Origin of the sequence: Paludisphaera mucosa (assembly GCF_029589435.1) — a bacterium.
Taxonomy (GTDB): domain Bacteria; phylum Planctomycetota; class Planctomycetia; order Isosphaerales; family Isosphaeraceae; genus Paludisphaera; species Paludisphaera mucosa.
In genome coordinates, this window is record NZ_JARRAG010000002.1 from 5,040,126 (window position 1) to 5,061,932 (window position 21,807).

Consider the following 21,807-nt stretch of genomic DNA (forward strand, 5'->3'; position numbering starts at 1 on the left):
CTCGGTATGCTTGAACCCATGGAAGAGCGAATCCTGGAAGGGACCTGGGAAGAGATCGCCAGCCGCGGGCCCGAGCTGGCCGGTCGCAGGGTGCGCCTCACGGTTCTCGACGAGCCGGAGTCGGGCGGGCCGCTCGACGTGGCCCTCGCCCCCCTGATCGCGATCGCCGAGCGTTTGACGAGTCCGACGCCCGCCGAGTCGAGCGTCGATTGGTCGGAGGGCGTCGTCGAAAAATTCCGACGACAGGGATTCGACTTGTGATCCTCTGCGACGCCGGCCCGCTCTTCGCCCTCGTGGACTCACGGCAGGCGGAGGCTCATCGGCGTTGCAAGGCGGCGCTCGCCGGGCTCTCCTCGCCTCTCGTCACCACTTGGCCGAGCTTCACGGAGGCGATGTATCTCGCCCACCGGTCGGGCGGGTGGCCGATGCAGGCGATCCTATGGAGTTTCGTCGTCGAATCCTTCCTCGCGTTCCATGAGCCGGCACCCGGGGAGACCGAGCGGATGGCCGGCCTGATGGAGCAATATCGCGACGTCCCGATGGACCTGGCTGACGCCACTCTCGTGGCGACGGCGGAGAGCCTCGGCCTGTCTCGGATCTTCACTCTCGACCACCACTTCCGTGTGTATCGCATCGACGGCGTCCGGGCGTTCGACGTCGTGCCCTGACCAAATTCCCGACCCCCCTGCAAGGTCGGGCCGGACTGCGGCAACTTACTCTGCACCATGAGCGAGGAACGCCCGCGACGAATGGATGCGGAGGGCCCGGACTGGGGCGGCGTGCTGGCCCGGCACGACGGCTGGCTGCGGCGCGTGGTGTCGGCCCGGCTGCGGGAGCCGCAGGGGGTCGACGAGGTGATGCAGGAGGTCGCGCTGGCGGTCGTCGCCCAGCGGGCCCCGCTGCTCGACCCCGCGCGGCTCGGCGGCTGGCTGTATCGTCTGGCGGTGCGTCAGGCGCTTTTGCACCGCCGCAAGGCGGGCCGCGGGCGGGCGCTCATCGGCCGGTGCGCGACGGCCCGGCCCGCGGCCGAGGCGGCTCCCGAGCCGTCGCCGCTGGCCTGGCTGCTGCACGACGAGCGCCGGGATCTCGTCCGCCGGGCCTTGGACCGCCTGCCGCCCCGCGACGCAGACCTGCTGGCGCTCAAGCACGGCGAGGGCTGGAGCGCCCGCGAGTTGGCCGAACGGCTGGGCGTGGGCGTGCCCGCGATCGAGGCCCGGCTCTCGCGCGCCCGGAAACGGCTCCGGGCCGAGCTGCAATCCCTGACCGGCGACTTCGAGGAGCACGACCCATGAGCCACGACGACCTCGACGTCGCGATCGACCGCATCGTCGACGGCGGATTATCCCCGACCGGCCTCCGCGAAGCCCTGGCCCGCGTCGAGTCCGCCCGCGACGGCTGGCGGCGCTGCACGCTCGCTTTTCTGGAGGCCCAGTGCCTGGACGAGGTCCTGCGACGCCCGGCCGCGCCCGAGGCGACGAGCCGGCCCGCCCTCACGCTCGCCGCCGAGGCCTCGGCCCGTCGCCGGTCCCTCCGCCCGGCGCTCGCGGCGGCCGTGGCGCTGGCGGCCTTCGGCGCGGGCTGGTTCGCGGGCGGGACGGCGTCGCGTCGCGACCCGGGACCCTCGGTCGCGATCGTCGAGGCCGCCCCCGCCGCCGGAACGCGTCCCGAACCCCGACCCGATCCCGGGCCGAGGTCGAAGCCAGGGCCGGAGCCGATCCCGTCGTGGGTGTTGAACCAGCCGATGCCCGTCTCGGCCGACGCCCAGGCCTCGCTCCAGGCGCGCGGCTATCGACTCGACCAGCGGCGTCGTATCGTCGCCGCCCGCCTCGCCGACGGCCGCCGCGTCGTGGTCCCCGTCGACCGCGTCGGCGTCCGCTACGTCGGCGGCGAGACGCTCTAGCCCGATCCCATCCCGGTCGTCCTTCCCCCCTCGTGGGAGAAGGTGGCCCGGAAGGCCGGATGAGGGGGAACACCCTCGTCGGGCCGACGGACTTCGAGGCCCGGGGCTCGCATGGAATGCGACGGGCTTTCGTCGGATGACGAGCCCCTCATCCGGCCTTCGGCCACCTTCTCCCACGAGGGGGGAAGGACGATCGCCCGAGTTCACGAATGACCTTTCGATCGAGCGCAACTCGGAAATTCCGGCCCGTCACTGAATCCCTTACGGAGATCCTCGACCATGCTTCGATTCGTCGCCTGCCTGCTGCTCGCCCCGCTCGGCCTGCAAGACGGCCCGGCCGTCCCGACGTCCGGGATGACGCAGGAACCGGCCGGTGAGAAGCCCGCCGCCGTCCATTCCGTGAATTTCGCCCGGCCGCTGCAAGGATTCGCCGAGTTCCAGGGCGCCACGGCCTTCCAGGCCGCGGACGGGAACCTGGGTTGGATCGCCGAACTGACGGGGCAATCGAACCTCGCCCTGACGAAGCTCGACGACGCGACCCGCGGCCAGCTCGGCGTCGCCGAGGGCCGCGGCCTGATCGTGACCTCGGTCCGGGCCAACGGGCCGGCGTGGGAGGCCGGCGTCCGCGAGCAGGACGTTTTGCTGACGCTGGGCGACCAGCCGCTGGCCGAAATCGACGACCTCGATCGCCTGCTGAAGAAGTCGGGCGACCAGCCCGCGACCCTCACGCTGCTCCGCAAGCGGAAGCCGCTGACGCTCAAGGTCATGGCCCGCGTCCAGGTCGAGCTCGGCCCGATCGAGGAGAAGGCGCCGGAGTACTGGATCGGCGCGAGCGTCGAGCCGATCGCCGCGGTCCTGCGGGAGCAGCTCGACCTGCCGGCCGACCAGGGCCTGAGCGTGTCGCGGCTCGTCGACGGGGCCCCCGCCGCCAAGTGCGGCCTCAAGGTCCACGACGTGCTCCTGACCGTCGACGGCGCGACGGTCCCCGACGCGGCCGGCCTGCTGGAACGCGTCGGCAAGGCGGGGGCCAAGGCCATGCACCTGGAAGTGCTCCGGGCCGGCGAGCGACGCACCCTGGTCGTCACGCCGGAGAAGCGGCCCCTCCACGACGTCACGAATCGGTCCTACACGTTGTTCCATCAATCCCCGACGACGGCGACCTACACGAACAAGTACGTCGACGTCTTCCGCCCCGGCGTGGTCGTGGGCGACGGCGGCCAGACGCTCCAGGGCCTGCTCGCCGAATCGATGCGGTCGCGCACCGCCCCCGCGCCGGACGCCGACGCCGCGACGAAGCGGATCGACGAGATCGCCGCCGAGATCAAGGCCCTGCGCGAGGCCGTCGAATCGCTCCGCAAGGCCCTCGAAACGAAGGAGTGACGGCCCCTCTCGGGCGTTCGAGTCAGCCCTCGCCCCGCTCGATCGCCTCGACGACCTCGGCCGGAGCGGCGGGGTCGGTCGGGGGGTCGAGGCGGCCCTGCTCGGCGGAGCGGACGAGGTCGGCGAAGTGGCCGTCGGCCTGGACGAGCTGGCCGTAGGTGCCGCTCTCGACGACCTTGCCGTCCTCGAAGACGAGGATGCGGTCGGTGTCCAGCAACGTCGTCAGCCGGTGGGCGACGAGGATCACCGTGCGGTCGGCCCGCGCGGCGTCGACGGCCTTCTGGACCCTCCGCTCGCTGATGTTGTCGAGCGCCGAGGTCCCCTCGTCGAGGATCAGGATCGGCGGGTTCTTGAGGAAGATCCGCGCCAGCGCGATCCGCTGCCGCTGGCCGCCGGAGAGGTTCTGGCCGCGCTCGGCGACCCGGGCCCGGTAGCCGCCGGGCATCATCATGATCTCGTCGTGGATGCAGGCGGCCTCGGCGGCCCGGCGGATCCCCTCGTGGGTGACGTCGCGGCAGCCGTAGGCGATGTTCTGGGCGATCGACCCCGAGAAGACGAACGGGTTCTGCCCCACGTAGCCCACCAAGTCGCCGATCGACTCGCGCGAGACGCTCTCCAGCGGCACCCCGCCGAACCAGACGCGGCCCGACGTCGGGTGGACGAGCCGCATCAGCACCCGCAGCCACGTCGTCTTGCCGCAGCCCGAGCGGCCGGCCATGCCGATCGTCTCGCCGTGGCGGACCACCAACGACAGCCCCTCCAGCGCCTGGCGGCCGTTCTCGATCGTCCGCGGGTACCTCACCCCCACGTCCTCGGCCACGAACAGGGGTTCGCCTAGCGCCAGGACCGGCGTGCGGGGGTCGACGGGCTTGAACGAGGGGTCGATCGGCTCGCGCAGCAGGCCGATCAGGTCGCCGACGCGCAGGCTGCTCTCGTGGGCCTCGTCGATGAAGCGGTGGACCTCGTTGAGCGGCGCCATCACGTTCAGGTAGAGGACCGAGAACGTGAAGATGTCGCCCAGGTTGATCCGCCCGTGCATGTAGAACGAGACGGCCAGGGCCAGCACGACCAGGTGGAAGAGCCCCTCGTTGAGCGCCTTGCCGCAGCCGAAGAGCGACATCTGGAAGTGGTGCCGCAGCTCCATGGAGCGCTTCCGCTCCGCGGCCTTGGCCACCCGGCGGACCTCGCGTTTGTGGGTGTTCGAGGCCCGCACGTAGTCGATGCCGCTGAGCTGCTCGACGACGGTGCCGTCCATCCGCTCGCGGGTGCGCAGCAGGTCGAGCCGCACCCCCTTCTGGGTGACGATCTGGGCGACGGTCAGGCCGAGCGAGATCGGCACCACGCCGAGCATCGCCAGCGCGACCCAGGGCTGCTGCGTCACGGCGTACGAGATGGCGAAGCCGCCCGTGAACAGCGCGGGGACGAAGTCCAGGAAGCTGATCCGCAGGAACCGCACGAACCCGTCGGCGCTGCGGGTCACCCGGCCGTACAGCGCGCCCACCTGGTCCTGCGCCAGCGAGGCCAGGTCGACCTTCATCAGGTGGGAGACCAGCCGCACGCACATGTCCTTGTCGATCCGCGTGCAGGCCCGCTCGACCAGGAAACGCCGCAGGACGTTCATCGTCTCGCGGACCAGGTATCCCATGCCGATCAGCGCGAGGTAGCCCGCCGCCGTCCGGGCGATCTCATCCGCCGGCCGGTTCCGGCCGTCGGCCGAGGGCCCGATGGCGTTCACCAGCTTCCCCAGGAAGATGGCGCTGGCCGTGCCGCCGGCGCTGGCGAGGCCCATGACGACCAGGGCCATCGCCAGCGAGGCCCGGTGCCGCCAGGGGACGAGCCGCCAGACCTGCCCGCCCCGCCGCCGGATCCGCGACAGCTCGCGACCGACCTCCCGCAACCGCCTCGCCACGCTCTCTCGCGCCATCGCTTCTCCAGCCCCCAAAGTCGCACCGACCCGTCACCTCGCCCCGGGCCGACCCCGCGCGGCCGCGAGGCCGCCGCCCGCCTCTCCGGTCCATGGTACGGATCGGGCCGCCGGTCGTGCGAGGACCGCTCCGGCGATTCGCCCGATTTCCGGCCCGCCCGCCGCGACCTTCGAAGGCGTTTCTTAAGAATTTGGAAAACCGTGGGGAACGTCCCACGCTCTTTCCGGAAAACGCGTACTAAGTTTGTGAGCGACGGGGACGAACAGATCCCCACCGTCGCCGCCAGGCCCGACGGGGCGCGGAGGATCGTGTCGAACGCCTGTTCTTCACGATTCCTTAAGGCGCCCCGCACATCGCCTCCCCGGCCGCTCTGAAGAATCGCCTTCGGCGCGCCGTTTGCTCTTCGCCACCATAGGACCGGAGCGGCTATCCGCCAGGCTTTGCAGGAGGTCTTCCAACCATGTTTCCAAGCGAGGGTTACTTGAGTCCCGTTCTGATCGCCACCGACGTGTCGCCCACCGCCCCTTCCGTCGACCTCGTCCCCCCGGGCCGCGGGGCCGTCGCCGTGCGACGGCCGCCCTCGCCCCGCGAGGAAGCCTTGATCGTCGACGAACGGTCGGGCCTGCGGCCCGCCTGCGTCGTCGAGTCCAAGCTCACCCGTCTCCTGAAAGAAGCCTCGCTGCCCGCCAGCCGCCTCCAGATGCGCGCCATGCTCAAGGCGCGTTGAGAACGCAAACTCGATATGCTCATATAACCTGGACGATAACGTCTCGGGATTTTCACATCTCCCCCTCCGCCCGGCGTCGCCGCATCTCTCCCCCTGCGGCGCGACCATCGGATGAATCGACGCTTGCAGTCTTCCATGCAAGCAATATATTCAGGCGTGAAGCCCCGCGGCCCGCCTGGACTTGCGATCGAAAACGCCCGACCGTCGTCCCCCGCTCGATCGCGAGATCCAGGGGACGGCGGTCGGCCCTGCGCCTTGGGGTGGGCGGCAGCGCCCGGGATGACGGAGGTCCTGGACGAAAACGGCCGCCCTCCAGCTGGGGCGGGCCGTTGAGACGAATTCGGGCGACGTGCTCAGAAATCATGCACCCACAGCGTCATCATCAAGTGGAAACATAACGATTTCCACATAACGATGACGGCCGTCGTCGACGAGGGGGATCTCGGCCGTCTCCTGAATGACGCCGTCGATGGCGACTCGCGTCCGCCCACGCTCGCGTGCGTCGGGGTTGAGGACGTGGATCTCGTAGCGGGTCGCGCCGAAGCGGTAGTCGACCTGGAAGCGTTCCCACGATGAGGGGATGCGCGGGTCGAGGCTCAGGCGGTCGCCGCGGCGTCTCACGCCGAGGATGCTTTCCAGGCCCGCCTGGTAGAGCCATCCCGCCGCGCCCGTGTACCAGGTCCAGCCGACGCGGCCGAGGTGAGGGGCCTTGCCGAAGACGTCGCCGGCCAGGGCGTAGGGCTCACCTTTGTAACGCCGGAAGTCATCCTTACAAAGGGTGTGGCGGATCGGGTCGAGGTGCTCGAACCATTTCAGGGCCGATTCCCCCCGCCCCAACCCGGCTGCGGCCTGGACGACCCAGGCGGCGGCGTGGGTGTATTGGGCCCCGTTCTCGCGGGTGCCGGGGACGTAGCCCTGGATGTAGCCCGGGCTCGGCTTCGACCGGTCGAAGGGGGGGGCGAGCAGCAGGACGAGCCGGTCGGCCTCGCGCACGAGCTGCGCCTCGACGGCGTCGAGGGCCCGGGCCGAACGGGACGCGTCCGCGCCGGCGAAGACGGACCACGACTGGGCCAGCGAGTCGATCCGGCACTCGGCGTTCGCGGCCGAGCCCAGCGGCGAGCCGTCGTCGAAGTAGGCGCGGCGATACCAGCCGCCGTCCCAGGCGTGGGATTCGGCCGCCGCGACCAGGGCGTCGGCCTGGGACCGCCAGCGGCGGGCGCGGTCCGCGTCGCCGCGCGCCTCGGCGATCGGGGCGAAGCGGCGGAGGACGACGCTCAGGAACCAGGCGAGCCAGACGCTCTCGCCCTTCCCCTCGACCCCCACGCGGTTCATGCCGTCGTTCCAGTCGCCCCCGCCCATCAGGGGCAGGCCGTGGGCGCCCCGAGGGCTCGAGCGGTCGAGCGCCCGGACGCAGTGCTCGTAGAGCGAACCGGCGGCCGAGGCGACGCTCGGCAGCCGGTAGTCGTCCTCCTGGCCGGGCGCGAGCGCGGGGGCTTCGAGGAACGGGACCTCGACGTCGAGCACGCCGCGGTCGCCGGTCGTCTCGACGTATCGCGAGGCGACGAACGGCAGCCAGAGGTAGTCGTCCGAGTACCGCGTGCGCACCCCCCGGCCCGCGGGCGGGTGCCACCAGTGCTGGACGTCGCCCTCGACGAACTGCCGCGAGGCGTGCAGCAGGACCTGCTCGCGCGCCAGGCCGGGCGCGGCGTGCAAGAGGGCCAGGGCGTCCTGGAGCTGGTCGCGGAAGCCGAAGGCCCCGCCCGACTGCGAGAACGCGGTCCGCCCCCAGAGCCGGCAGCTCGTCGTCTGGTACAGCAGCCAGCGGTTGATCAGCAGGTCGAACGACGGCTCCGGGGTGCGGACCTGGACGGCGCCCAGGAGTTCGTCCCAGCGGGCCGTCGCCCCTTCGAGCGCGGCGGCCGCGCCGACGTTCCGGACGTGGGCCAGCAGCTCGCGGACCTGGCCGGGGGCGTCGGCCCAGCCCAGCAGGAAGACGACCTCGAGCGACTCGCCGGGGCCCAGGTCGAGCTTCGTCTGGACCGCGCCGCAGGGGTCGAGCCCCGCGCCGACGCGGCCGGAGAGGGCGACCTGGCCGAGGGCCGAGGGGTTGGCGATCGAGCCGTGGCGGCCCAGGAACTCGCCCCGGTCGCCGGTGACGGTCCGCGGCCGGCGGTCGACGTCGAGGAACGCGACGCCGGCGGCGAAATCCTCGCGGAGGGCGTTGCGGGCCGTGAGCGCTCCGGTCTCGGCGTCGACGGCGGTGACGACGTGCATGGCCGAGCGGTCGCGGGTCGTCCCCAGCACCCACTCGGCGTAGAAGGTCGCGGAGAGCTTCCGCGGCGTCGTCCCCGGGTTCTTGAGGCGGAGGCGGAGGTACTTGACGGGCCGCTCGGGGTCGACGTAGACGTCGAGCCGGTGCTCGATCCCGTGGCTGTTGCGTTCGAACGTCGTGCGGCCCTGGCCGTGGCGGACGAGGACCGCGCCGGCCGAGGGGATGGGCAGGGGCGTGGGGCACCAGACCTGGCCGGCCTCCTCGTCGCGGAGGTAGACGACCTCGGCGGAGGGGTCGGAGACCGGGTCGTTGCTCCAGGCGGTCAGCCGGTTCGCCTGGCTGTTCCCCGCCCAGGTCGCCTGCGAGCCCCCCTCGGTGACCAAAAACCCGATCGTCGGGTTGGCGATCACGTTGCTCCAGGGCAGGGGGGCGAGCGCCGGCCGGGGCAGCGGCTGGCGCGCGGCCGATGCGCCGTTGCCGTCGGGCCGGCCGGGCGTGTCGATGAGGATGCAGTACTCGCGGCCGTCCGGCGTGAAGCCGCCGAGGCCGTTGGGGAAGAGGAGGCCGTCGGGCGCCGTCACGGGCTCGTCGCGCCGCGGCGTGGTCGGGGGCGAGGCGGTGAGCAGCTCGGGGAGTTCCGGGCTCCAGTCGACGGCCTCGAGCTGGTCGGCCAGCGGCCCGTCGGCGGCGTCGAGGATCACGCGGGCGGCCGCGGCCAGCGTCCCCCGCGCGGCGGGGTCGAGGGCGGCGCCGGGGACGACGTGGATCCCGCCCGGCTGGTTCACGCGTCCGGCGACGCCGACCTCGCGGGCCGCGGCGTCGAGCGGCCCGCCCAGGCCGGGGGCCGGGGCGTCGTCGAGGAACACCAGGTCGAACTCCAGGCCCTTGAGGCGGAGATACGCCTGCCCCGCCATGAGCTGGCGGGCCAGCGACAGCTCGGGCGCGTCGGCGATCCGCGCCAGCACGATCGGCAGCCCCAGGCCGACGCCGTGGCGGGCGAGCACCCGGGGGGCGGGCTCGACCGGGTCGGGGGCCGGCGGCCGGGCGCGCAGGGCCGGGCCGGCGAAGATCAGGTGCGAGGCCAGGCGCTGGAACAGGTGCGCCTCCTCGGCCGACCAGCCGCGCTGGCCGTTCTCGGCCTGGCGGTGGGCCCAGGCCATCTCGAAGGCGCGGGCCGAGGCGCTGGGGCCGTGGTACTGGTCGGCCAGCGCGACGGCCCCCGCTCGGTTCTCGGCGACGGCCGTCGTGAACGCCAGGACGACCGTGCCGCCCGGCGCCAGCGTCAGGCGGCGGCGGAGGCTGAAGATCGGGTCGAGCACCGGCCCGACCGACCCCGAGAGCGCCTCGCCCGGGTCGAGCGCCGCCGGGTCGGCGACGGTCCGGCCCCGGCCCAGGAACCGCTCGCGGTCGGTCTCGAACGTCGCCTCGCCGACGAGCGTGCAGCCCGCGGAAGAGCCGTCGACGGCCAGGACGTGGACGGCCCAGAGGGGCTCCTCGTGCGGCGACCGCGGCCGCCGCCGGCAGAGCAGGGCCGCCGATCCGGGGAGCCATTCCGTCTCCAGGAACAGCTTGTGGAACGCGGGGTGCGCCAGGTCGGCGTCGTGGCGGGCCAGGACGACCTCGGCGTAGCTGGTGACGTCCAGCTCCCTCGGCTTCGAGCCGTGGTTGAACAGGGTCAGGCGGCGGACCTCGGCGAACTGCTCGGGCGAGACGGTCACCTCCAGCAGGCTCTCGACCGAGCCGTCGCGGCGGCGGAACGTCGCCTTGTCGGCGGCGAAGACGATCTCGTCCTCGTCGGCCGGCCGGCAGACCGGCTGGAACCCCGCCGACCAGACCAGGCCGCTGGCGACGTCGCGGATGTAGAGGAACTGGCCGTACGCCTCCCGCGCCGGGTCCTCGCGCCAACGGGTCACGGCGAACCCGCGGCACGAGCTGGCGCCCGCGCCGGCGTTGGTGATCATCACGTGGTACTGGGCGTTGGAGAGCAGGTGGGTGCGAGGCGCGGCCGTCGCGGGGGTCGTCAACCTGCGGCTGAGGAAGCTCGGCGCGGGGGGCTGCTCGGCCGCCGGCGCGCCGCCCGCCCCTTCGGCGTCTGCCCCCTGGCCGTAGTCGGCGTCCAGGTCCACCAGCGGCGTGTCGCGGGGCACGCGTTCTTGAAGGAGCAGCTCGGCGGCGCGGACCATGGGCTCGGCGTGGAACCGCCGCGGCATGAGGTCGCCGAGCACGACGTTGGCGGCTGCCACCAGGCTCATCCCCTGGTGGTGGCTCATGTACGACCGGACGACCACCGAGTGCTGGCCGGGCGCGAGCCGCGAGGGCGTGTAGTCGACCGCCTCGTACCAGCCGAAGGGGCCCTCGGCGCCCTCGGACGTCAGCCGCTTGAGGTTCTCGACGGCCGCGGCGGGGGCGATCATCGTGGCCATCGCGGTCGCGTACGGCGCGATCACCCGGTCCTCGTCGAGGCCCTGCTTGATCCCCAGGCCGGGCGCGCCGAACGCCTGGTAGCGGTAGTCGCCGTCGGCGTACTGGGCCGAGAAGGCCGATTCCGAGATCCCCCAAGGCAGCCCGAGCTGGCCGCCGTACTCGATCTGCCGCGCGACGGCCGCGCGGCAGGCCTCGGAGAGCACCGTGTTGGACAGGCTCTTGAGCAGCAGCCGGGGCATGAGGTACTCGAACATCGTCCCGCCCCACGAGATCAGGCCGATCCGCCCGGCCGCGCGGACGAACGGCCGGCCGAGCTGGAACCAGTGCTTGCGGGGGGCCTCGCCGCGGGCGATCGTCAGGTAGCTCGTCAGGCACGACTCCGACGCCAGCAGGTCGTAGCAGGCGCCGTCGAGCCGCCCCTGCGACAGGTTGCAGCCGATCGCGTAGAGGTGCTTCTCCTTCTTGTAGAGCGGGCGGAAGTCCATCTCCCGGCCCATCGCGTCGGCCCGATCGGCCAGCGCCGAGAGCCGCCCGGCCAGCACGGCCGCCGCGGGCCGCGAGGCCGCGAGCGTCTTCAGCGTCGGGGCCGCCGCCCCGGCCGGGAACGCCTCCCCGCCGGTCAGGGCGTCGAGCTGTCGGCGGTGGTCGCGGACCTGCTCCAGCAGCTTCCGGCCCCAGATCTTGGCCGCGGCGAAGTCGCCCTCGCGACGCCCGGCCTCGGCCGCGACCGCGTCGTTCAGCCGCTCGGCCTCGGCCTCCACGCGGTCGAGCCAGCTCCGCCAGCCGGGGACGTCCGCCGGCGGCGCGTCGAGCAGCGCCCGCAGCCGCGAGGCGTCGAGGCCGCCGACCTCCAGCGCCAGGTTCAGCGCGTCGGCCAACCCCTCCGCGACGGCCGGGCCGACGATCGGCTCGCCGGCCTTCTCGATCAGCCCCTGCCGCAGGGCGACCAGGCAACCCAGCAGGTTGCCGCTGTCGACCGTCGAGATGTAGAGCGGCGGCAGCGCCTCGAGCGTCTGCGTCTGGTACCAGTTGTAGAAGTGGCCCCAGTGGCGTTCGAGCCGGTCCAGGGTGTCGAAGGTCCGCTCCAGGCGGTCGAGCATCGTCCCCAGCGACAGGAAGCCCAGGTCGTGGGCCGACAGCGTCGAGATCAGCAGCAGCCCCTTGTTGGTGGGCGACGTCCGATGCGCGACGCGGCCGTCGGGGACCTCCTGGAAGTTGTCGGGCGGCAGCCAGTGGTCCTCGTCGCCGACGAAGGTCTCGAAGTACCGCCAGGTCTTCCGCGCCAGGCGTCGCAGCGCCCGACGCGGCTCGGCGCCCAGGGGCACCTCGGTCGAGGGCAGGGGGCGGCTGATCCCGTAGGCCACGAGCGGCGAGAGGAGCCAGGCCAGCAGGATCGGCGCGGCGCACCAGAGCGACTCCGGCCGCAGCCAGGCGACCGCCGCCAGGATCAAGATCGCCACCGCCGGCGCCTGCCACATCGATCGGACGAAGTCGCCCAGGCCGCCGCCCAACCGCTGCTCGGTCGACGCGGCCGTCTCCCACTCCAACATCCGCTCATGGCTCACGTACTGGCGGTACAGGGTCCGCACGATCGCGTCGACCGCCTGCCGGGCCTGGTCGGGCAGGAAGGCCAGCGACAGGAGCGACTGGCCGCCCAGCGAATAGACGCTCTCCCACCAGCCCCGGAACGGCCCGATCGAGGCGCTGCGGATCGCGCCCACGGTCGTCGCCGTGAGCCACTTGAGGACCGGCTGGGCCAGGACCAGCAGCGCCACGCCCGTCCAGAGCCAGGGCGAGCCCGGCATGACGGTCCAGCCGAGGGCCAGCATCAGGACGATCGCCGGCGCGACCAGGCTGCGGCGCAGGTTGTCCAGCAGCTTCCAGCGCTCGAGCGTCGGCAGCGGGTTGGGCCGGGTCTTCCCGCCCGGCAGCGGGACGTTCGGGCCGAGCCACGGCAGGAGCTGCCAGTCGCCCCGGATCCAGCGGTGCTCGCGACGCGCGTAGGCGTGGTAGCGGGCCGGGAAGTCGTCGAAGACCTCGGTGTCGCTCAGCAGGCCGCAGCGGGCGTAGTTGCCCTCGATCAGGTCGTGGCTGAGGATCCGGTTCTCGGGGAAGATCTCGCCCGTGGCCCGCTCGAAGGCGTCGACCTCGTAGACCCCCTTGCCCGTGAAGCTGCCGATCCCGTACAGGTCCATGTACGAATCCGAGGCGGCCGTCGAGTACGGGTCGATGCCGCCCCCCGACGCCAGCAGGCGGGCGAAATACGAGTGCGTCGCGGCCGTCAGGTGGAAGTTCACCCGGGGCTGGAGCACGCCGTAGCCCTCGACCACCCGCCCGCTCGCCGCGTCGAACCGGGGCCGGTTGAGCGGGTGCGCGATCGTGCCCACCAGCCGCATCGCCGTGTCGCGCGGCATCTGGGTGTCGGAGTCGAGCGTGATCACGAACCGGAAGTGCGGCAGCGTCGCGGGGTCGACGCTGAAGACGTCGTAGCTGCCGCCGGCGACGTCCCCGCGCAAGAGCTTGTTGAACTCCGAGAGCTTGCCGCGTTTGCGCTCCCAGCCCATCCACGACCCCTGCGACGGGTTCCAGAGCCGCCGCCGGTGGAAGATGTAGAAGAGGTCCTCGCCGCCCGACGTCGAGGCGTACCGCGCGTTCAGGGCCCGCACGCGTTCCAGGGCGTCGTCGATCAGGGCCTGGTCGTTGGGCATGTGCTCGCTGGGGGCGTCGGCGAAGTCGGTCAGCAGGGCGAACCGCAGGTTGGGGTCGGGGTTGGAGAGGTAGTGGATCTCCAGCCGTTCCAGCAGGCCCGCGGCGTGGTGCGGCCGGATCAGCATCGTCGGGATGACCACGAACGTCCGGTGCTCGTCGGGGATCCCCTTCTTGAACTCCAGCTTGGCGAGGACCTTGGGCGGCATCACGATCGTCAGGGTGTGGTTGATGAAGCCGACGGCCACCTCGCCCACCGGCATCGCGAGGAGGGCCAGGAACGCGAGCAGGCCGAGCGTCCCGAACGACGCGGCCCCGGCGATCCAGACGCAGGCCGAGGCGATCACGAGCCAGGTCGCGACGATCGACCCGAAGTACACGACGTGCGGGTGCGCGCGGGCCGCCTCCTGCAGCCGCTCGACCCGGGGGCCGCGGTAGGGGAAGCTCGCGCGGAGGTCCTTGAGCCCGTCCTCGAGCAGCCAGTAGCCGACGTGACGGCGACGGTGGTCGGACGGGTCGGCCCCGGCGGCCAGCTCGACGGCGCGGCGGGCGACGGCCAGCTCGTCGGCCTTCGACCCTCGCGCGGTCCTCTCGACGACCTTGCGGCAGCGGTCGCAGGTCGCGAAGTCCTGCAGCGCGTACGAGCCCGAGGGGTCGTCCAGCAGGATCTTCTGGACGAGGCTCTGCTGCTCGAAGAAGGCGTTCCAGTCGACGGCCGAGAGCAGCCGGAGGCTGACGACCGAGTTGCCGACGGTCACCTGGTTCGCCGCCTGGCGGTGGTTCTCGCGGCCGACGAGGTCGTCGACGTCGATCCCCCGGGCCTTGAGTCGGTCGTGGACGGCGGCGGCGGCGGGCGCCGTCGTCCCCGGGGCGCGCGGGGCCTGCATCAGGCGGGCGACGAACGGGCCCGACGGCTCACCGATCGCGGGCCGTTCGGCCTCGGCCGCGGCGAGCCACGCGTCGGCCCGGCGCCGCTCGCGCCACGACCAGACCATCTCCTCGGCCAGTCGCCGCAGGTTCTCCAGGAGGACCAGGCGGAGCATGGTCGGCAGGGCCCAGAGCTCGCCGATGGTGAGCGGAGACTCCTGCTGGAAGGCGGCGACGAAGCGGTTGAGCCGGGCCTCGTCGAACTCGGCGTCGGTGTGCGCCGCCAGGGCGATGGCGATCGCGTAGGCCCGGGGATAGCCCTTCAGCGGCGTGGCGGCCAGCTTGGGGAGGACCGCGTCATAGCCCTGGGGCATGTCGCGGCGGACCTCCTTCAGCACCTCGTCGACGATGTGGAAGTTGTCCAGGAGCCACTCGACGTCGATCCCGCGCGCGTGCTCGTCGCCGGCGACGATCCGGGCGTGGACCTGTTCGAGGACCTTGCCGTTGTCGGCGAACCGCTTCAACAGCGGGCTGCCCGCCCGCCGGCGACGCGCCGTGACGCCCGCCCCGGCGAGCGCCCGCGCCAGCCGCTCCAGCCGGTCCGTCCCCAGCAGCTCGCCGCGGATCGGGCCCGCGCGGCGGGGGTCCAGGAGTTCGATCCACGCCCCCTCCCCGCCGTCCGTCGCCGTCGCGGACGAGGGCCCCCCCAAATACGTTGCGCTCATGCCGTCGTTCTCATCCCCGCTGCCCGCCCGCCGGGCCGGATTCGCCCCGGCCCCGACCGCCCCGCGACCCCGTCCCCCGGATCCTACCATAAACCGGGGCGTCGCGGTCGCCGTCGCGGGCCCGGCGGCGACCCCGCGCCGCGCGTTCCGGTCGCGGCCGAGTCAGGCGGTCCGGCCCGCCGCGGGGCGGATCAGGGGGGCGAGTCGTTCTCGGAAGGTCGTCCCCGGCTTCAGGAGCAGGACGTCCGCCCACCTGCGGGTGCTCGGGTCGGCGAGCTCGACCGGCCCGTCGATCGTCAGGGTCCTGTCGAAACGGGTCTGGTGCATGTCCATGCCGTACACCTCGAACCCGTGGGCCTTCACCAGCTCGTCCATGGCGGCGACGGAGTCGCCCGCGCGTTGGAGCATCGACTCGTTCACCTCGAGCACCAGGCCGATCTCCGGCCAGTCGAGGGCCGACCGGATCCCGCTGAGGACCTTGACCTCGAAGCCCTCCACGTCGACCTTGACGAACGTCGGCCGGGACCGGTCGAGCTGGTCCAGGTATCGTTGGCCCGGGACCGTACGGACCTTGAACGACCGGCCCCCCTCCTCCGGCGACCCCGCGAGCGAGCCGATGCCGGTATTGCCCTCGGCGGGCAGGCTCAGGACGGCCTCCGACTCGACGTCGGCCACGGCGCAAGGGACCAGCTCGATGTTGCGGTACGGGTTCAGGTCGAAGTTGATCCGCAGCCGGTCGAACGTCTCGGGGTTGGGCTCGAACGCGAAGCCCTTGCCCCGATCGCCGATCAGGCTCGCCGCCATCAACGACGTCATGCCGATGTTGGCGCCGATGTCGAGGTACTGGTCTCCGGGACGGAGCACGGCGCGGTAAAGGTACTCGAGCGACGTCTGGTAGTAGGAGCCGCTGAAGTACGTGCGACGCTCGGGCCAGAGGCGGAGGTCCAGGCGCACCTTGAAGCCGTAAGGGCGGGTGACGATGGGGGCCTGCAGGCCACCCGGCCACCTGGCGTCGGTCTCGGGGTCGTCGTCGAAGCCCCCGCCCCCGATCTTGCGGTAAAGCTGCTCCCACCACCACCACGTCTTGCGGATGCTCAGCGGGAATCGTCGCATCGCGAACGCCAGGGTCTTGGTCCCCTGCGAGATTCCTTGGGCGTCGGCCATCTCTTGACCCTTCGATTCAGGAGCATCGAGAGTCCGCGCCGCGGGCTCGTCGCGCGAGCCTGCAAAGCGGCCGGTCTCTCAACTCAGCACTGGAATGACGACATTTTCATCAAACTTGGGACGAGCATTATATAACCAAGGTGCGGGTCGACGCAACGACCGACGCCGTGGACTCATCGGCTGTCGCGATCGTATGCTGGAGGCGCACCCTCGCCCCGAGGACGGAGACGCCCGTGAGACGCATCCCCGAACATCCGCTCTGGCTGGGCCCCGTGGCCGCGCTGCGCGACCCGAGGGCGCTGGCGGAGGCCGGCGTCGAGGCGGTCGTCGACCTGGCGCTCGACGAGCCGCCTTCGCCGCTCGGCCGCGCGCTGGTCTCGTGCCGCTTCCCGCTCGTCGACGGCGAGGGCAACCCCGCGTGGCTGCTGCGCTCGGCGGTGCGGGCCGTCGCCGGGCTGATCCGGGACGGGGTCCCCACGCTGGTCTGCTGCGGGGCCGGCATGAGCCGATCGCCGGCCGTCGCGGGCGCGGCGGTCGCGCTGGTCCGCGGGATCGCGCCCGAGGCGGGGCTGGCGATCGTCGCCTGGGTCGGGCCCGCGGACGTCTCGCCTGCGCCCTGGCGCGACATCCTGGCCGCCGTCCCGCCGGTCCCGGCCGCCGGCCCTTGAGGGGGGGGCGGCGGCCGAGAAGGTCGGAAGAGCAAGGCTCAGGCCTTGAGGGCGCCGATGGCGGCCTCGGTCCGCTTGAGGATGTCGTCGACCTGGTCCGTGGACTGGAAGCCGATGATGTAGGCGTCGACGGTGCCCAGCCCCAGGACGAAGCGGAGCGAGGCGTCGATCTTGGCGGGCTCGGTGATCCGGCCTTCGCCGAGGATCTTCATGCCGATGACGCCCTTGCCGGCGGTGTGCATCTCCTCGAGGACCGAGGCGACCTCGTCGGGCTTCTTGTCGTCCATGATCAGCCCTTCGGGGTTGATCCGGGCGAGGTCGACCTCGACGAACGGCAGCTTGGCGGAGGTCCGCAGCGGGTCCATGCCGTGGCAGCTCGTGCCGTGGGCGCGGATCAGCTTCTCCTCCTTGGCCTGCATCAGGGCTTCCATCGCGCCGGTGTGCTCGTGGTCCCAGCCGGTCTTCGTCATGCAGTGCAGCAGGAGGATGTCGATGTAGTCGACGCCCAACTCCAGCCGGTAGCGCTGCAGGTGGTCGCGGGCGGTGACGGCGTCGGTGGCGTGGGTCTTGGTCTGGATCTGGTACTTCTCGCGTGGGACGCCCTTGAGGGCCTCGCGCAGGTAGACGTGCGAGCCGTACTGGTCGGCGACGTCGAACAGGGTGACGCCGTGGTCGAGCGCGTGGCGGACGACCTTGGTGAAGCCCTTGACGCCCAGCTTGGTCTGGTTGCTCGACTGGCCGCCGCCGACGGTGCCGCTCCCCATGCCGATGAGCGAGGTCTCGATCCCCGTCTTGCCCAGGGTCACGCGGGCCTGCGGGCCGGCGGGCAGGGCGTTCTTGGCGAAGGTCGCGGCGGCGCGGGACGTCCCGGCGCCGGCGGTCGCGGCGAGCGCCGCGGCGGACGCGGTGGTGGCCAGGAAGTCGCGGCGGTTGAGAGCGGGCGTCATGGGTCGGGGTCCCCCGTTCGTTTCGTGGAATTTCGATCCGGGCAAGGCGACGGAATCCGTCCGCCGACGTGGACCTCCGATTCTATCCCGGCCCGGCCGGTGCTACTATGTGAAAGTCGAACATCCCGCGCGAGAAGGACTTGGGAGGTCGAGGACGTGTTCACGGGCCTGGTCGAGGCGATGGGAAGGATCGAGGCGGTGGCCGACGAGGCCGGCGGCAAGCGGCTCGCCGTCCGCTGGGAGGGGCTCGACGCCCCCCTGGCGATCGGCGAGAGCGTGGCCGTCAACGGCTGCTGCCTCTCGGTCGTCGCGACCGCGCCGGAACGGTTCGAGGTGCAGGCCGGCCCCGAGACGCTCCTCCGCACCAACCTCGGCGGCCGCAAGGCCGGCGACCCGGTGAACCTCGAACGCTCGGTCCGCGTCGGCGACCGGCTCGGCGGCCACATCGTCCAGGGCCACGTCGACGCCACCGCCACCCTCCGCGAGCGCCGCCGCGAGGGCGACTGGGAGTTCCTCGCCTTCGACGTCGACCCGGCCTGGACCGTGCTCATGGTCCCCAAGGGGTCGATCGCGGTCGACGGCGTGAGCCTGACGCTGGTGGACGTCGAGCCGGCGGGGTTCTCGATCATGCTCATCCCCCACACCCTGGCCGTGACCACCCTGGGGACGCTCGCCCCCGGCGACCGGGTCAACGTCGAGGCCGACGTCCTGGCGAAGCACGTCCAGAAGCTGCTGGGGCAGGTCCGTTGACCGAGCCCACGCCCGAGCCCAATCCCGCCCGCCAGACTCAGTCGTACCTCCGGGGCCTGTTCGCCCGCCACGGGATCGCGCCCCGGCACCGGCTGGGCCAGAACTTCCTCGTCGACCTGAACATCCACGACCTGATCGTCGAGCAGGCGGCGATCGAGCCCGGCGACATGGTGCTGGAGGTCGGTCCCGGCGCGGGTGCGCTCACGGCGCTCATGGCGGGCAAAGGCGCGCGCGTCCTGGCCGTCGAGATCGACCCCGGCATGGCCGCGCTGGCGTCCGAGGCCATCGCCGCCGCCCCCAACGCCCGGATCCTCAACATCGACGCCCTGGCCTCCAAGCACGCCGTCGCGCCCGAGGTGCTGGAGACCCTGGCGCGGGGCCGCGAGGGACGCCCCTACAAGCTCGTCGCCAACCTCCCCTACAACATCGCCACGCCGTTGATCATGAACCTCATGGTCGACGACGCCAATCGGCCCGCGCTGCTGGTCGTCACCATCCAGAAGGAGCTGGGCGAGCGGATGACCGCCCGGGCCGGCCGCTCGGAGAACAGCGCCCTCTCGATCGTCCTCCAGGCGCTGGCCGAGATCGAGATCGCCCGCGTCCTCCCCCCGTCGGTCTTCTGGCCCCGCCCCAAGGTCGAATCGGCGGTCGTCGTGATCCGCCCCGACCCCGCGAAGCGCGAGGCCGTCGGCGACCTCGTCTGGTTCCACCGGATCGTCCGCGACGTCTTCCTCTATCGCCGCAAGGTCCTGCGGGTCGTCCTGGCTAAGCTCGCCCCCGACCATATCTCGAAGGCCGACGTCGACGCCCTCGTGGAATCCCTGGGCCTCGACGCGAAGACTCGCGCCGAGGCGATGGAAGTCCCCCAGTGGATCGCCCTGGCGAAGGCGCTGAAGGCAAGCTGGGGCGACGTCAAGCCGGCCGACGAGGGTGACGAGGAGCCCGAGGCCGATGCCTGAGCCGACCGGGCGAGGACCCATCGTCGTCGCCGGCGGGAGCGGGTTCCTCGGCGTCTCGCTCGCGACGCATCTCGCGGAGGCCGGCCGGCCGGTCGTGATCCTATCGCGCCGGCCGCCGAGGCCGATCGGACCGTGGCGGCACGTCGCGTGGGACGGCCGCACCCTGGGCGAATGGCGACGCGAGCTGGACGGCGCGAGCGGCCTGGTCAATCTGGCGGGCCGAACGGTCGACTGCGTGAAGACGCCCGATCACCGCGACGAGATCCTGCGTTCGCGCGTGGAGGCGACGCGGATCCTGGGCGAGGCCGTCCGGTCGGTCGGCGCGCCGCCGCCCGTCTGGGTCCAGATGAGCACCGCGCACATCTACGGCGACCCTCCCTGCGTGGTCTGCACCGAGGATTCGCCGTTCGGCTTGGGCCTCGCGCCGACGGTCGGCCGGGCGTGGGAGGATGAGTTCGCCCGGGCCGTCCTGCCCTCGCAGCGGGACGTGGTCCTGAGGACGAGCTTCGTCGTCGGTCGCGACCGCGGTGCCGGCGGCGGGGCGCTCGCGCGGCTTTTGTTCCTCGCGAGGCTCGGCCTCGGCGGGCGGGTCGGCTCGGGCGAGCAGGGGATGAGCTGGATCCACGAGGCCGACATGAATCGCCTGTTCGAACGCGGCCTCGACGATCCTTCGATGCAAGGGCCTTACATCGCCTCGTCCCCCGGCCCCGTCCCCCAGCGCGAATTCATGCGGATTCTGCGCCGCGCCGCCGGCATTCCGATCGGCCTGCCGGCCTTCGCGTGGATGGTCCGAATCGGCGCCCCTCTGTTCTTGCGGACCGACCCGGAACTGGCCCTCTACGGCCGCTTCGTAGTCTCGAAGCGCCTGGAGGACGAGGGATTCGCCTTCCGCTTCCCTCGCCTGGACGAGGCGCTGGGCGACCTGCTGGGCTCGTCGGGCGATTGATGCTCTTGATTGGAGGGGTCGTGATGTGCAGGCGCACTTTCGGGGCGGCGATCCTGTGGTGCTGGCTCTCGGCGGTAGTGGTCCATGCCGAGGAACCGGCGGTCGTCATCTCGGACCTGGTGGACCTGAGCGCCGCCTGCGACGCGGGGACGAGCGAACGGGGCGTCCACGGCGGGACGCAGAGCCGAATCTGCCGCACGTCGCACGGGACGTACGTCGCCTATCTGGGGGAAGTAGCCGAGAAGCAGGCCGTCATCCACCTGATCCGGATCCGCGACGGCCGGCCCGAGCGGCTCCTCACCGTCCCCACGGCGCTGACCGGCAGCGACAGCGTCCAGGTCGTCTGCGACGCCGACGAGGAGGTCTACGTCGTGGCCCCGGCCGTCGAATCCGTCGACGGGAAAGAGCGGGCCTCGCTCTCCGCACGGCACGTCGATCGGACGAGCGGCGCCGTCGTCGAGTACCGTGCGAGCGTCCCGTTCGGCCGGGGGAGGAACTACGGCTACAGTTCCGTCTTCGTCGACGCCCCCGGACGAAAGATCGGCGTCGTCTACGGCGGCGGCGACGCGCCCGGCTACCTCGCCTGGACCCGGTTCGAGCTGGCCGAGAAACGCTGGGCGACGGAGATGATCGTCGCGGACCTGCCCTTCCGCCATTGCTACATGTACGGCTTCGCGGACGGCGCCGGCGGCCTGGCCCTGCTCGCGGAGCGCGACATCCGGATCGAGACGGCCGGCGTCGCCCCGACGGATCCCCATCGCCAGGGGAAGGCCGACTACGTCTGGGACGAGCTGCGCCTGTTCAACATCCCTGACCTGGGGCGGCCCGAACACGCGACCGTCGACGTGGAGGTGGCCGTCTACGACAAGGAAGCCGGCCTCTATCCGACCGTGCAGAACAACTACGGCGGCGACGCCTACGTCGACGCGCAGGGGCGCATGCACGTCCTCTACATGTCGACCGACAACAACCACCGGCCCGGGTCCTTCAACCGCCACGCGATCCTGGACGCGCAGCGGCGGCTCGTCCGCAACGAGCTGATGTCGTTCCAGTCGTCGTCGACCCTGCGCATGTTCCAGTCGACCGCCGGGCGTCATTACCTCGTCGCCATGCCGTACGACCAGCCCGCGCTCGTGCAGGTCTGGGGCGCCGCCGACGCAGAGGGCGTGCGCTATGAGCTGCTCGCGGAGAAGCGCTTGAGCGACGAGGTCAAACCCACCTACGCCGGCCTGGCCCTCTCATGCCCGAGGAATGGGTCGATACGGGACGACCACTTCGATTGCCTCTTCCCGTCCGGTCGATCCTATTACCATTTCCGCATCGACCTGACGTCTCGCGACCGAGGTCGGTAGGCCGCCACATCCAGCCTGGTGCGCTGATCAGCAGAGGGGGGACGCTGGATCACCTCTCGACCCCGCTCGACTTGTGCCGTATTTGAGCCCGCTTC

The 21,807-nt window shown here is 71.9% G+C and carries 15 protein-coding genes; 11 read left to right on the forward strand and 4 right to left on the reverse strand.

All coding sequences use genetic code 11. The annotated features are described in order from the left end of the window. The first annotated feature begins 6 nt into the window (after positions 1-6). The 5 genes from PZE19_RS29430 to PZE19_RS29450 all read left to right on the forward strand — a co-directional run bounded on the left by PZE19_RS29430 (position 7) and on the right by PZE19_RS29450 (position 3,280). Positions 7-261 carry a hypothetical protein gene (locus tag PZE19_RS29430; protein WP_277864175.1) on the forward strand — a complete coding sequence of 85 codons (255 nt, stop codon included), beginning with the start codon at positions 7-9 and terminating at the stop codon, positions 259-261. Then, positions 258-668 carry a type II toxin-antitoxin system VapC family toxin gene (locus PZE19_RS29435; RefSeq protein ID WP_277864176.1) on the forward strand — a complete coding sequence of 137 codons (411 nt, stop codon included), beginning with the start codon at positions 258-260 and terminating at the stop codon, positions 666-668. The genes PZE19_RS29430 and PZE19_RS29435 overlap by 4 nt, the downstream gene beginning before the upstream one ends. Positions 669-749: 81 nt before the next feature. Beyond that, complete coding sequence (locus PZE19_RS29440) at positions 750-1,292, forward strand: RNA polymerase sigma factor (protein WP_277864177.1); 543 nt, start codon at positions 750-752, stop codon at positions 1,290-1,292. Further along, the gene (locus tag PZE19_RS29445; protein WP_277864178.1) at positions 1,289-1,900 is read left to right on the forward strand and encodes a hypothetical protein; all 612 of its coding nucleotides are present in this window, start codon (positions 1,289-1,291) and stop codon (positions 1,898-1,900) included. Before PZE19_RS29440 ends, PZE19_RS29445 begins: the two co-directional genes overlap by 4 nt. Positions 1,901-2,179: 279 nt before the next feature. Next, on the forward strand, positions 2,180-3,280 hold the full coding sequence (locus PZE19_RS29450; RefSeq protein WP_277864179.1) for a PDZ domain-containing protein: 1,101 nt from the start codon (positions 2,180-2,182) through the stop codon (positions 3,278-3,280). 22 nt (positions 3,281-3,302) lie between these two features. Here the strand turns inward: PZE19_RS29450 and PZE19_RS29455 are convergent, their stop codons facing one another. Further along, the gene (locus PZE19_RS29455) at positions 3,303-5,204 is read right to left on the reverse strand and encodes an ABC transporter ATP-binding protein (protein ID WP_277864180.1); all 1,902 of its coding nucleotides are present in this window, start codon (positions 5,202-5,204) and stop codon (positions 3,303-3,305) included. A gap of 482 nt (positions 5,205-5,686) precedes the next feature. Between PZE19_RS29455 and PZE19_RS29460 the strand changes: the two genes are divergently transcribed. After that, a complete protein-coding gene (locus PZE19_RS29460) occupies positions 5,687-5,932 on the forward strand; it encodes a hypothetical protein (RefSeq protein ID WP_277864181.1) in 246 nt (81 codons plus the stop codon). A gap of 360 nt (positions 5,933-6,292) precedes the next feature. On the opposite strand, the gene PZE19_RS29465 is transcribed toward PZE19_RS29460, so the two are convergent. After that, positions 6,293-14,926: a glycoside hydrolase family 94 protein gene (locus PZE19_RS29465; RefSeq protein WP_277864182.1), complete on the reverse strand. Its 8,634-nt coding sequence runs from the start codon at positions 14,924-14,926 to the stop codon at positions 6,293-6,295. A gap of 162 nt (positions 14,927-15,088) precedes the next feature. Further along, positions 15,089-16,090, reverse strand: coding sequence for an FkbM family methyltransferase (locus PZE19_RS29470; protein WP_277864183.1), 1,002 nt, complete (start codon positions 16,088-16,090; stop codon positions 15,089-15,091). A 233-nt stretch (positions 16,091-16,323) separates the two neighbouring features. On the opposite strand from PZE19_RS29470, the gene PZE19_RS29475 reads away from it, so the two are divergent. Then, on the forward strand, positions 16,324-16,758 hold the full coding sequence (locus PZE19_RS29475) for a protein-tyrosine phosphatase family protein (RefSeq protein WP_277864184.1): 435 nt from the start codon (positions 16,324-16,326) through the stop codon (positions 16,756-16,758). Between the two features lie 38 nt (positions 16,759-16,796). Here PZE19_RS29475 and PZE19_RS29480 read toward each other — a convergent pair whose 3' ends face one another. Beyond that, positions 16,797-17,705: an aldo/keto reductase gene (locus PZE19_RS29480; protein ID WP_277864185.1), complete on the reverse strand. Its 909-nt coding sequence runs from the start codon at positions 17,703-17,705 to the stop codon at positions 16,797-16,799. Between the two features lie 156 nt (positions 17,706-17,861). On the opposite strand from PZE19_RS29480, the gene PZE19_RS29485 reads away from it, so the two are divergent. The 4 genes from PZE19_RS29485 to PZE19_RS29500 are packed head-to-tail and all read left to right on the forward strand — an operon-like array spanning position 17,862 to position 21,712. Beyond that, positions 17,862-18,455, forward strand: a complete 594-nt coding sequence (locus PZE19_RS29485) for a riboflavin synthase (protein WP_277864186.1) — start codon at positions 17,862-17,864, stop codon at positions 18,453-18,455. Then, complete coding sequence (gene rsmA, locus PZE19_RS29490; protein ID WP_277864187.1) at positions 18,452-19,414, forward strand: 16S rRNA (adenine(1518)-N(6)/adenine(1519)-N(6))-dimethyltransferase RsmA; 963 nt, start codon at positions 18,452-18,454, stop codon at positions 19,412-19,414. The genes PZE19_RS29485 and rsmA overlap by 4 nt, the downstream gene beginning before the upstream one ends. After that, the gene (locus PZE19_RS29495; protein ID WP_277864188.1) at positions 19,407-20,360 is read left to right on the forward strand and encodes an epimerase; all 954 of its coding nucleotides are present in this window, start codon (positions 19,407-19,409) and stop codon (positions 20,358-20,360) included. The genes rsmA and PZE19_RS29495 overlap by 8 nt, the downstream gene beginning before the upstream one ends. 23 nt (positions 20,361-20,383) lie before the next feature. Continuing rightward, a complete protein-coding gene (locus tag PZE19_RS29500) occupies positions 20,384-21,712 on the forward strand; it encodes a hypothetical protein (RefSeq protein WP_277864189.1) in 1,329 nt (442 codons plus the stop codon). Positions 21,713-21,807 lie beyond the last annotated feature (95 nt).